Origin of the sequence: Bartonella sp. Raccoon60, assembly GCF_002022585.1 — a bacterium.
GTDB classification, from domain to species: domain Bacteria; phylum Pseudomonadota; class Alphaproteobacteria; order Rhizobiales; family Rhizobiaceae; genus Bartonella; species Bartonella rochalimae.
This window is the reverse complement of sequence record NZ_CP019786.1, coordinates 1,523,417-1,536,319: the sequence shown is the minus strand read 5'-3', so window position 1 is coordinate 1,536,319 and position 12,903 is coordinate 1,523,417. Positions and strand designations below refer to the sequence as shown.

General features: G+C 36.0%; 7 protein-coding genes. 3 read left to right on the top strand and 4 right to left on the bottom strand.

Annotation, left to right across the window (positions count from 1 at the left end; genetic code table 11):
• Positions 1-61: 61 nt before the first annotated feature.
• Positions 62-793, bottom strand: a complete 732-nt coding sequence (locus tag Bra60_RS06760; RefSeq protein WP_078688174.1) for a M48 family metallopeptidase — start codon at positions 791-793, stop codon at positions 62-64.
• 34 nt (positions 794-827) lie between these two features.
• Positions 828-1,607: an alpha/beta hydrolase gene (locus Bra60_RS06755; RefSeq protein WP_078688173.1), complete on the bottom strand. Its 780-nt coding sequence runs from the start codon at positions 1,605-1,607 to the stop codon at positions 828-830.
• A gap of 194 nt (positions 1,608-1,801) precedes the next feature.
• Between Bra60_RS06755 and infC the strand changes: the two genes are divergently transcribed.
• Both infC and Bra60_RS06745 read left to right on the top strand, forming a co-directional pair.
• Complete coding sequence (gene infC / locus Bra60_RS06750) at positions 1,802-2,320, top strand: translation initiation factor IF-3 (protein ID WP_035006369.1); 519 nt, start codon at positions 1,802-1,804, stop codon at positions 2,318-2,320.
• Between the two features lie 198 nt (positions 2,321-2,518).
• Positions 2,519-4,285 carry an ABC transporter ATP-binding protein gene (locus Bra60_RS06745; RefSeq protein WP_078688172.1) on the top strand — a complete coding sequence of 589 codons (1,767 nt, stop codon included), beginning with the start codon at positions 2,519-2,521 and terminating at the stop codon, positions 4,283-4,285.
• Between the two features lie 28 nt (positions 4,286-4,313).
• On the opposite strand, the gene Bra60_RS06740 is transcribed toward Bra60_RS06745, so the two are convergent.
• Both Bra60_RS06740 and Bra60_RS06735 read right to left on the bottom strand, forming a co-directional pair.
• Positions 4,314-8,969, bottom strand: coding sequence for a translocation/assembly module TamB domain-containing protein (locus tag Bra60_RS06740; protein WP_078698188.1), 4,656 nt, complete (start codon positions 8,967-8,969; stop codon positions 4,314-4,316).
• Positions 8,969-10,930, bottom strand: a complete 1,962-nt coding sequence (locus Bra60_RS06735; RefSeq protein WP_078698216.1) for an autotransporter assembly complex protein TamA — start codon at positions 10,928-10,930, stop codon at positions 8,969-8,971. The genes Bra60_RS06740 and Bra60_RS06735 overlap by 1 nt, the downstream gene beginning before the upstream one ends.
• A gap of 435 nt (positions 10,931-11,365) precedes the next feature.
• Here Bra60_RS06735 and Bra60_RS06730 point away from each other — a divergent pair, with 435 nt between their 5' ends.
• Positions 11,366-12,898 (top strand): YifB family Mg chelatase-like AAA ATPase, encoded by a 1,533-nt coding sequence (locus tag Bra60_RS06730; protein WP_078673459.1) that lies wholly within the window; start codon positions 11,366-11,368, stop codon positions 12,896-12,898.
• The last annotated feature ends 5 nt before the right edge of the window (positions 12,899-12,903 follow it).

Sequence of the window (12,903 nt, the reverse complement as noted above, 5' to 3'; positions counted from 1 at the left end):
TCCAGTAGACAAAAACAATACAAATATAGATAAAGAAGCGCATTTTTACATTATTTTTACATTAGTGAAAATTAATCCCTTGAAGTGTATGGCCATTTTTCTTTAACCAAACTTGATAGGTTTTCCTTTCAGGACAAAGTTTTTCACAAAGAGACCAAAATCGTTTTCCATGATTCATCTCAACAAGGTGAGCTACTTCATGGGCAACAACATACTCAACAACTTCTTTTGGCGCCATAATAAGACGCCATGAAAAAGAAAGACGACCATCTGTTGAACATGATCCCCAACGACTTCTAGTGTCCTTATAACTAATTGATTTAACCTTGCGCCCTACCTTGCGTGCATAATGAACCACTAACGGTGCTATAATAATTTTAGCCTGTTTCTTCAAAACATCAGCAACGTGTCTTGGAAGATGCTCTAATCGACTATAAATAACGATTTGTGATTCTTGTTCAGCATTCCCTGTAATAATTTCAGCTACTCCACGTTCCTCTTTACGCAATATAATATGTAAAACCCCCAATATAGGAATTCGTGAACCTTCTTTGAGATGAAAGCCTTCATTGATCATTCCTCCATGATGAGCAAAACGTTTTTCAATCCAAGATCGATGACTTTCAATAAACCATTCAATCATTCTTCGTTCTACTGCAAGCGGAGTGGTCAAATAAATTCCTTGCCTGGCTATATCAACACGCAAGGTAAAGCGACGTGCATTCTTGCGTTCTTTTACCCACAAAGGTATACGACGATTAGAGAGAATAAAGTCTTGTTCATACATAGCCATATATCATGTCTCTTATAATCAATGAACATAACCTTTATTCAGCATTGATTCGATCAATCAAAGATATCAACACCTTCTCAAGACACTTCAAATCTTGGGGACGTGAAAATTGGTGATCCGCATCACGCACAAGTGTTAATGCTACATCATGCAAAGGCAAATAATCAAGTAAAGTTAACGTATGTTGATAAGGTATCTTAACATCTTCCATCCCCTGCAGAATATGAATTGGACACCCAACATCTATGCATTCTTTCATAACACTGTTGTTTCGCCCATCTTCAATGAATGCCTTTGTAAAAAGTAATGGTTCAAAACCATCGGCCAAAGGTCGCTCACAATAACCTTTTTCCTCAAGCATTTTCCATTCTTCTGCGCTTAAAGAAGGTTCCACCAAAGTCTGTGTAAAATCAGGAGCAGGTGCAATTAAGATCATCCCAACAGGCGCTTTGTTTTTTTGCGCAAGTATCATAGCAAGCCTTATAGCAATCCATCCTCCCATAGAAGACCCAATCAAAATTTGTGGACTTTCACAATAAGCTTCAATAATAGCTAAACTCTCTTTAACCCAGCGCGAAATCGTTCCTTGAAAAAAATCTCCTTCCGACTCTCCATGACCAGAATAATCAAAACGTAAACAAGAAAAATCATTTTTTTTAGCAAAACTATCAACTACCGTCGCCTTACTTCCTAACATATTAGATCGGTAACCAGGCAACCAAATCAAACCAGGAGAGCGCTTGCCTTTGTGATGACGCACAGCAAGAATCGTATTTTCAAATGAAAAAAATTGACAAGGAATATTTTGATCCATTATCATCCTTTCTCCAGAAAGTTTTCTTTTCACAAAAGAAAATCACTGTATTTTAAAATAATATAACAAATAATCCTTACAATGATAATGAAAAAAGCACGAATTTTTATTGTCTTTCTCTCTATATATTGTATACTGTCGTGTTAAGAATTAATTGATATTAAGGAGCATAGACCATTCGTCGACCGTTTAAAATAACCCCTACCCCAAAAGATGGGTTGCGTTCAAATCATGATATTCGCGTGCCTCGTGTCCAATTAATTAATGATGAAGGACAACATCAAGGGATTGTTACAACACAAGAAGCGCTCTCTATGGCAGCAGAGGCGGGGCTTGATTTAGTTGAGATTGTGCCAAATGCAGAGCCACCTGTCTGTAAAATTATTGATTTAGGTAAACTAAAATATCAAAATCAAAAAAAGGCTGCAGAAACGCGTAAAAAGCAAAAAATTATCGAAATTAAAGAAATTAAAATGAGACCTAATGTCGATATTCATGATTATGAGGTCAAATTAAAAGCAATCCGTCGTTTTATTGATAATGGAGACAAAGTGAAAATTACTTTGCGTTTTCGTGGTCGTGAAATGGCGCACCAAGATCTTGGGATAAAACTTCTTCAGCGGGTTAAAGAAAATACAAGCGAAATTGCCAAAATCGAATCTGAACCAAAGTTTGAAGGTCGTCAAATTATGATGGTGATAGCGCCTAAATAATTTTTAATAACAATTTCGATCCTATAAAGCTTATTTAAAGTGTGTAAATGCAATTTTTTATGTTGCTGAGATATTGTATTATACTTTTTAATAAGAAATTAATGATTTCTATAGACAAAAGATTATTTATCGGAAGCTCTCCAACTCATCCTATAAAGGATGATTTGATCTTGCATGAAAAAATGATAGAAATGCTGCATGGCCAAAACACAAATATCCTCTTCTGATAAACATCTCATCATTCGGCTTTTAAAAGAAAATTTTCATAAACATGTGTGCTGGTATAGTGTCGCCATTGTTTCAATGATCATTATTTCCTTTACCACTGTCATCAGTGCATGGATTATGCGCGATGTTGTCAATCATATTATTGATGGACAAAATTTTAATATGATTGTCTTTATTTCCGGTATTATTGCTTTTATTTTCATTCTTAAGGGGATCGCAACTTTTACTCAAACTTATTTTTTAAGCAAAGCAGGCAATAGTATTGTTGCTGAACAACAACGTAAAATTTATACACGCCTCATAAAACAAGGTGTCTCTTTTTATCACAATAATACTTCATCGGATCTTCTTGTCCGCGTAACCCATAGTGCAACAGCAGCACGCAATATTATTGATATTATTATCACAACATTTGTGCGTGATTTACTTTCTGTTATTGGCCTTTTGTTTGTTATGCTTATTCAAAATTTTACATTAATTGCCATTACCTTAATAGTGGGTCCATTAGCATTTTTAGGAATTCGAATAGCCTTAAAACATGTTCGCACTCTTATGGAAAAAGAGCTTCTTTCACTTGGAGAAATTGTAAAAATCGTACAAGAAACAACGATTGGTATTCATGTAATAAAAGCTTTTTCACTCGAAAAATTGATGCAAAAACGCATGAATAAAGCCATTTATGATGTTGAACAACAAGCAAATAGTATCGCAATGCTTGAAGCTGCTACAAATCCAATTATGGAAACACTCGCTGGCATTGCGATTGCAGGTGTTATCTGCTTTTCCGGCTACCTTGCAAGTCAACGGACAGGCGTTCAAGGTGAATTAATGTCCTTTATTGTTGCTTTACTTTTAGCCTATGAACCAGCCAAAAGATTAGCAAATGTACGTGTTAAAATTGAATCTGGTCTGGTTAGTATCCGTACAATGTTTGAAATACTCGATCATCCTCTCACAGTTATGGAGCATAAAGAAGCTAAGGATCTTAATAAAAAACAAAATTCAATACGTTTTGAACATGTTTCTTTTGCTTATACTGATGATCAGATGGTGTTAAACGACATTAATCTAGAAATTGAAGCAGGTAAAATGACAGCATTAGTAGGACCATCCGGTTCAGGAAAATCGACTTTTATTAGCCTTCTTATGCGCCTTTATGATCCTACTCAAGGACGTATATTGATCAATGATCAAGATATTCGCTACATCACATTTCGTTCCCTTAGAAATCTTATGGCCTATGTAGGACAAGATACTTTTCTATTCCAAGGAAGCGTTAAATATAATATCGGACTTGGAAAAGAAGGAGCAAGTGATAACGATATTATTAAAGCAGCAAAAGCAGCCAATGCTCATGACTTTATTATGGATTTACCTAACGGTTATGACACCCAAGTTGGGGATAATGGCAATAATCTGTCAGGTGGACAAAAACAACGTATCGCCATTGCCCGTGCCATGCTTCATGACAGTGAAATCTTGCTTCTTGATGAAGCAACAAGTGCGTTAGATTCACACACTGAAGCACAAATCAATGAAGCTCTTGATCACCTTACACAAGGACGTACCACTATTGTTATTGCTCATCGTCTTTCAACGATTGCCCGTGCTCATAAAATTATTGTGATCCAAAATGGGCGTCTTATTGAACAAGGAACCCAACAAGAGTTACTAGCAAAAAAAGAAGGTGTTTATAAAAAACTTCACCATATCCAATTTGAAGAACAGAACCTTTAAATAATAGATTTTATCACTAATTTTTAAGTTAATAATCTTTTTCATAGAACAAACCAAAACTCGTATTTTCTTCACTTCCTATAGCCCCTTTAGCTTTAAGATGACGTGAAATATCCAAATTAATTGTTCCTTTCGTTGTTCCATTCGATCCCGCCTCAAAACCCAAGTAAATATTAGAATGTATATAGCGTCCAACACGTAAACCTGTGTTGCCTTTTTTATCAACAACAACATCAAGATCATCGAGACCAATATGGGATCGTAAAGTATTCAATAAAGATGTGTTAGAAGCACCAGCAAGCTCAGCAGCTGCTGCTGTAAGCTGAACAATTTGAAATGGCGATAATTCGTTAAGAGAGCGATTGAAAATCAAACGCGCCAATACCTCATCCTGTGGTAAAACAGGTTGTGAAGAAAACTGAATATCAAGATTATCAATTGTTCCTTTTACTATTACATTAACACGAATATCACCATTATTATTGTTGGTAATAAAATAAACAGTAGGATTAAGATTACCGTTAAAGCTTACCTGTCCTTTATCGAAATTGAGACGTTGTGAAAGAATATCAAACCTTCCGCGAATCATTTGTAATTCACCAACTGGACGCATACCCTGCAAAGGGCCTTTTAAATTAATGCTTCCTCCTAATTCAGCATCAACCCCTCGACCACGCACAAAAAATTTGTTGTGTGCATTAATTTTTACATCTAACCGGATAACAGAAGAAGACTCTTCAGAAACATCTTGATTATGACCATAAGTTTTAACATTAGCTCGTTCAAGTGTTTTTTGAATCGGTGCGATTAAGTTCTTATGTTTAAGATTTAAAAATGCTGCATTTTTAAAATTATCAGGAATAAGAAGCTCTGCTTTTTCAATTGTGACATCACCACCAACAACAAGATCACGCAAAAAATAACCAGTTACTGTCATTTCGCCTGTTAATGTCGCAAAAATCATAAACCCGTCATTATAATGGGCACGATCGAGATGAATCACTAGATCAGTCTGCAAATCATTAGAAATGCGACCTGAAGCAGAAAGAGACCCTCCATAAGAAGAAGAAGCATAAGCATTCTCTAAAATCACATGATCGCCATTTAGTTTGCCTTCAAACCTTATATTATCCAATTCTAAATTTGTTTGTGTATCTAAAAAGTGACCATTAGATACAGAAAAATGTCCTTTTAATTGTGGCTGAGGCAATGCACCACTGATAGTGCTCTCTATTTTTACTATTCCCGCTACATGCGCACCACGCTCAGCTACAAATTGATTCATAAAACTAAGAGGCATCATGCCTCTAACATGCAATTCAACTTTTGAATTATTCAAAGAAATTTGTCCATTAACAGAAAGATCCAAATCCTTGGCGCCCGATGCTACCATATGCTCAATATGAAATATTGATTTTTTATAAAAACCACGGATATTCATATTCATCGACTCTGGTCCTTTATGAGTCATGACTGTCAAATTTTGACTAGTGAGGTCAAAATGGGTAGACAAACTCTTCCAATCTCCGCCAACATCAACCTTACCAACCACTTCTCCCCCAAAAGGCTCTCCCTTGATAAAACCATTGACCAAATGTGCAGGAAAATTTTTTAGACTAACATGTAAATCAAAATTGCTCTTATCTAGAGGGACTTTTCCTTGTGCTTGCACCTGCAATCCATCTCCGCTTAGCTCAGCAGATAAAAGAAGAGCCTGATTGACTGCTTTACCCTTAGCAGAAAAAGTAAAAGGCTTTATTTTCTTTTCTTGCAAAGGAGCAATCATTAACTCTTGGCCCCTTACATCATAGATTATCTCAGGCTTTGTAAAACTTCCATGGACCATAATATCTCCTGTTAAAGTCCCGGCAGCATCAAGATCTGACTTCCAAAGATTCGCTAATGTAGCAGGCACAGCACTCATTTTAAGATGCAAATTAAGAGTATCTTGAATGTTGCCTGAAAGCACGATTTCACCTTCATTGACAGAAATTCCTAACTTATTCATCGTTATTCCATTTTTATCAAAGAGGATGGTCACTGGTTTAAGTAATGCTGCATGCAGACCAACTTGTTTCACATCTATAGTTTCAAGCTCCACTTTTTGTTTCACATCTTCAAATAATCCCTCTGTTATAACGCGTCCAGAAAGCTTTGCATCTGTATCATTATGTAGCACTGCTTGAACATTAAAAACAGTTTGTCCATCGTTATTCAAAGCTTGAGCATTCAAATGATTGACCATCATAAAGGGTGTCCGAATATGTTCTGCATTAACAGAACCTTTAAATTGTATCGCGCCAAAAGGGTTGAATATATCAGCTTGTATAGCCAATTTTTTTATTTCATTTTTTGCAAGTATAAAATTATTAACATTAGCTTTTAAATTTGCTATCTGTTGGTTATTTCTTTCATCAAAAATAAAGTCGCCCTTTACTTTCCCACTCCCTTTTTGCAAAAATAATGCAGAAAGAGTTGAAATATCGTCCGCATCAATATGCAAATTTCCTTTCAAAAAACGTTCAAAAGTTTGAGTAATATCACCGGTTATACGTGCATTACCTCCTTTAATATTGATACCCTGAAGCTTCCAGATATGATCGGCATTGTTAAAAACAGCAGATAGCTGTAATGGTTTCTCAGAAAAAGTCCCTTCTCCTTCTATAAAACCCGTTAAATAGGAGGAAACTGGTGATGTATTATCCATAAGCACATTCATATTGAATATTGTATTTTGAAGTTTTTTACCAACCAAAAAGGCTTCAACAATTTGAGCCTTTGCACTGATTGTTATAAGACTATTATGTCCTCTAGCAGCGCCTTTAATTGTAGCAGATCCATCCATTCTTGGATCTAACAGAGAAAGATTAGATATTTGAGCAGAAAAATCCATTTCAGCGCTTTCTCTGCCAAAATAGCCATCAGCTTTTAGATTGGCAAACTGATTTTTTAAATGGAAATCATTAACGATTAAACCTATTCTATTCCGCGCAATATCACCTGAAAGAAAAAGTTCTCCCTTTAATAAATGATCAACTGCTGCCCTTCCTATTTTAGCATTGTCAGTTGTGCCTAAAAATTTAAGATCAAAAGTCCCTTTAATTAAATTAAAATTTCCTTTTGCTTTAATATCCGCACCACCAGAAAATGACTGTCCATTCAACAAACCCAAAGGTGCTAATGTTTGTGCTTTTACACCAAGATCTCCTTTAAAAATAAAACGATCCATTTGTCCTTTTAACCAAATAGAAAAATCCTGAGCTTTAACACTAAAATCATGGATTGACATTGGTTTTCCAGAAAGAATATCCGTATCAAGATGTATATAAACTGGTTGATTTAAATCTTCTGCAAAACCATCCTTAATCCTTGTAATTCCCTGAAGCATACCATTAATCTGAATACCTACATGACGAGAAACTAAATTATCAAGATTTTCACTCACACCCCCCATATCAAAAACAGCATCACGAATATGAATATTGTCATTGCTCAAATGATGTACAGCAAGCCGCCCTTTCCAAGTTTGTTGTCCTTTACGGCCATAATCAACTGTTAAAGCAAGATTATCTATGTGTGTTTGTGTCTTTAGCCGTGGTAAGCGAGTTGATGCTTTTTCTTTATCAAAAGCTATTTTGCCATCAACAAAAAGACGTCGTAAAAATCCATCATTCGCTATTTCAGCATTAGCTACAACATCAATTGTATCGCCTTGAAGAGTCATATGATTAAGATGCATTGCACCTTCGTTTGTCATCGTTACTTTTGCTTTTAAAGCAAAATTAGATTCAAAGAAACTACGATATTGAGATTGAACAGGCATTAAACGACCAATTGTTCCATCTAAATTTGTTATGAGACTATGACCTTCTGCAGCCTCTACGAGAGTAAAATTTCCCTCCAAAATAGGTTGCTGATTAGCTTTTAAATTAAGCATAATAACCAAATCATCAAAAGTTCCATTACCTTTAATGGAGAGGTTTAATGCAGGACGCTTTTCAAGCTCAAGAATATTAGCTATAATACCATTTTGTGGTTCATCAGCAATAATATCAATTTTAGCTGTACGATCGTTTTTGGATATTTTTGTTAAGATAGAAAAATAACCTAATTCATCTAAACGTTGAAATTCTATATTAGTATCCAGCTCATCATTACTTAAGGTTAAATGCCCTTTTAATGATACATCAGAAACAAAGCCAAAAATGTCTTTTTCAAAGGTCAGACACTCAACCATCAATGTATTCACAAAAATTGCCATAGACAATTTAGGTATGGAAAACTGATCAGCTTCAAAAAAGGAAATTGAGGAGGAATTTTGTGGTTTACGTAAAAATATAATTTTTTCTGCTGAAAACTGATTAATTTTAACATGTCCTCGCAGTAAAGCTAAACGATTCCAATCGATCTTAGCATTGTTAATTTTAAGCCAAATACCTTTGTTATCACTTATAGTAATTGTATCAATAGACGCCTGTGAAGATAATGCCCCCTGGACATTATGCAAACGAATTTGTCGATTAGGTGCGGAAAGTTTACGTTCAATAAAAGAAACAAGCCATGAACGATCATTTTCTATTTCCTCTCCGGCGAATGAATTTCCTCTTTGAACAAAGACAAAAGAGAGCATCATCAAAAGAGAAAATCCAAATAAAAAAAACCTCAAATACCACATTTTTTTCATTAGAATGCTTGTCCTATACCGACATAAAAACCAACACGAGGATCACTTTTCTCTCGCTTAAAAGGAAAAGCTACATCAAACCGAAAAGGGCCAAAACTAGTCATATAACGGCCTCCAATGCCCGCGCCCCATTTCATTTGTTGTGAAAAATTAAAATGCGTTTTTTCCCCTACAAAGCCGCCATCAATAAAACTCACAAATCCTATTTTATTATTAAAGGAAAGGCGTAATTCAGCTGATCCTTCAATAAGAGAACGCCCACCAATAATAGTATCATTTTTTGTTTTGATACCAATATTACGATAAGCATATCCTCTAACAGATCCACCGCCACCAGCAAAAAAAAGTGTATCTGAAGGCAATTCAGCTATATTACCTCCAATAATTGTACCAAGCTTTACGCGTGTTGAAAAAATAAAATGCTCTTTTACATCAAACGCCCAATAAGACCGACCTTCTATTGTCATTTTTGTCACAAAATTATCAAAACGCATTTCATAAAGCGGTTCAAGAACTGCTTCACCATACAAACCCTTTGTCGCATTAACTGGATTATTACGACCATCATAAATCAAACCACTCAATAATCCAATTGTGGTGAAATGACGGCTTCCAAAATAATCATCACGAGAATAACCGTTAAAAGTAGCTACAGCAACTCGCCCTGATAACTGATCATTAAAAATATGCCTAATCCCCAACTGTCCTTTGAAAGCTTTTGTAGTATAATTATCTAAAACATCTTGTTCTCCTTTCAGTTCTGCTGCAAAATCAGTATCAGGAGTAATGATGCCAGGCTTAATAAATGTCGCTCCCAAAAGATAATTAAAATTTTTCGGATGATAAGACTCTTCTTTTCTACTACCGATATCGCTTATTTTAGTTTCAATTTTAAGGTGCTCTGCATGGCCAAAAATGTTATTGTGCATCCAATAAGCTTCAAGTCCTACGCCATCTAATGTTGAATAGCTACCACCAATACCAAAACGTCGTGGCTTACGTTCTTCTAAAACAAGTGTAAGTGGTAAATGACCATCAGAGCTAATTGTTTCAGCCTCACGCACAATCACTGCACGAAAAACGTCAAGTCGTGCAAGCCGTTTATTTGCCTTAATCAACGCATCAGGATTATATTGTTGATTTGGTTTTAATCCTGTCATCCATGCAATATAAGCTGAATCTATACGTGGTTTTTGGCTCACATTACGCACATTTAAAGAGCCGTAATAAGCCTTTTTCCCAGGATTAACTGTAATCTGCGCGTCAATAAAGCGTGCTGCATGATCAGCAACAACATCACGATTTACAATATTGGCTTTAGCATAACCTTGTTGACGCCATCTTTCTATTAACCACCGTTCTGCTTTAAGAATAGTCTCAGATTTTGCAACAGCACCAACTTTATAACCTAAATTTTCCACTGAAAGAATTTCACCTGTTTTATACCTTTCAAGAAAAAAAGCTTTATTGAAATTCGCAACATTAAAAACATATTGTGGTCCAGCATCAATTGTAATGATAATATTCGAATGAGTTGGTAACTGAGACAAAGGGCTTAAATCAGAAACCTCCAAACCATTAATTTTAATACTGATGATACCACCATAACGGCCATCAGCATAAAGGGCTGCAAGTATTGTCCGATAATTTGAACGGGCTTTAGCTAACAAACCAGATGAATTTGCTACTGTTTTACCTTGATCAGAAACAAGAGAAGATGCAGCTTTAGCTATTTTAATCCCTTCTTGTGGAGCCCCTGGTGGAGCAACCACTTCGACGGTATAAGATTTTTCTGTACTATTTACTCCAGATGGAAAAGAAGCTGAGGTTTTTTTTCCAAATAAATGAAAACCAAAGAGCTCAAATGCGAAAACTGACCGTGTAAAAACAAAAATTAGGCATAAGACTATCACTACGCTGTATGCGGTTATTGATTTCAAAGAAATTCTTGTCGGACACATTCCCAAATCAGATACTCTTAATAAATATTTTGATGTTTTTTTCTTATAAATAAAATCAACTAAAGAACGATAAACATTGTTTTCTATTATTAAGTTCTTCACCCTCTTTAATTACATTAAATCATACATTTTTTTTAAAATATGCGATTTCATATTTCTTTTCCGTTTTTTTTCCATATTCACAGATTGTGAAGAACTGTGAGACAAAACTAAAATATTATATTTTTATGTTTTTAACACATTCATTTAATCTCTTTTAAATACTTTATTGGGGCATATATTATTATAGTTAAATTTATACGAATGCCTCTCCATCACAGTGCTCTCAAATCCTGAATATATATCTTCATCAAAAAGCGTGTAGAGGCACTTCTTGATTTTTATACATAGATATGATTGTGTCTTTCAAATAAAAGAAGGGGGGGAAATAAAATAATGGTCGCACATGTTACAACGGTTGCTTTTCGTGGTCTAGAAGCAATTCCTGTTGATGTACAGGTTATGATTTCCTCCGGCAAAATAGGAATGGCTATTGTTGGATTAGCCGATAAAGCAGTCGCAGAAAGTCGTGAACGAATACAAGCAGCTCTTCATGCCTGCGGGCTTTCTATGCCAAACAAACGAGTTACCGTTAATCTTGCACCAGCTGATTTGCCCAAAGAAGGTTCACATTATGACCTTCCCATTGCCTTAGGCTTAATGCTCGCTATGAATCTTCTTCCTTCCGATATAGCTCAAAAATATATCATTTTAGGTGAATTATCACTTGATGGATCTATTAACTCTGTTAATGGTGTTTTACCAACTGCAATGACAGCATTATCGCTTGATAAAGGATTAATTTGCCCTCACAAATGCGGCCCAGAAGCAGCATGGGCAAACGCAGAAATGGATATTCTTGCCCCTGAAAATCTTCTTATGATAATCAACCATTTTAAAGGAACACAAATTCAAAAAAGACCACAACCACGTCAATATACCACATCAACCGAATTACCAGATCTCTGTGAGATTAAAGGACAACAATCTGCAAAACGAGCATTAGAAGTTTGTGCAGCAGGACGACATAATCTTCTATTTGTGGGTCCTCCTGGTGCAGGAAAATCTATGCTAGCCCAATGCTTACCTTCTATTTTACCACCTCTTGATAGCCGCGAGCTTTTAGATGTTGCTCTTATTTCTTCTATTACAGGAGAAACAACACATAATACTATATCACGCCATTGTCCCTTTCGTTCTCCACATCATTCTGCCTCTATGGCTGCAATGATTGGTGGTGGCCTCAAAGGACGGCCAGGAGAAGTATCACTTGCTCATAATGGTGTTTTATTTCTAGATGAATTTCCTGAATTTTCTCCTCAAGTTCTTGATTCTCTTCGTCAACCTTTAGAGAGCGGAGAATGCATTATTGCCCGTGCAAATCACCATATAAGCTATCCCGCTCGTATTCAACTCATCGCTGCAATGAACCCCTGTCGATGCGGTATGGCTGGTGAAAAAGGTCATGTTTGTTCCAAAGGTATACGGTGCCAAATTGATTATCAATCCCGTATTTCTGGTCCTTTACTTGATCGCATTGATTTACGTATCGAAGTCCCTGCTTTAACAGCAATGGATCTCATGCAACAAAAACAGTCAGAAAAAAGCTCTAATGTCGCAAAACGCGTTGCACAAGCGCGTTCTATTCAAGCTAAGCGTTTTGCAGCACTGGATCTTCCCCACATCCGAACCAATAGCGACTGTCCTGCAAAAATCATTGAACAAATTGCTATTCCTGATCAAAATGCCGCTACATTACTCCGTGATGTTAGCGAAAAGATGCACCTTTCCGCACGTGCTTATCATCGTATTCTCAAAGTCGCACGCACTATTGCTGATCTTGATCAAGCACAGCATCTTGCACGCCATCACCTTGCAGAAGCTATTTCCTATCGGTTAAACAACGAAAGACTTGTAACTATCACTTAATGAGT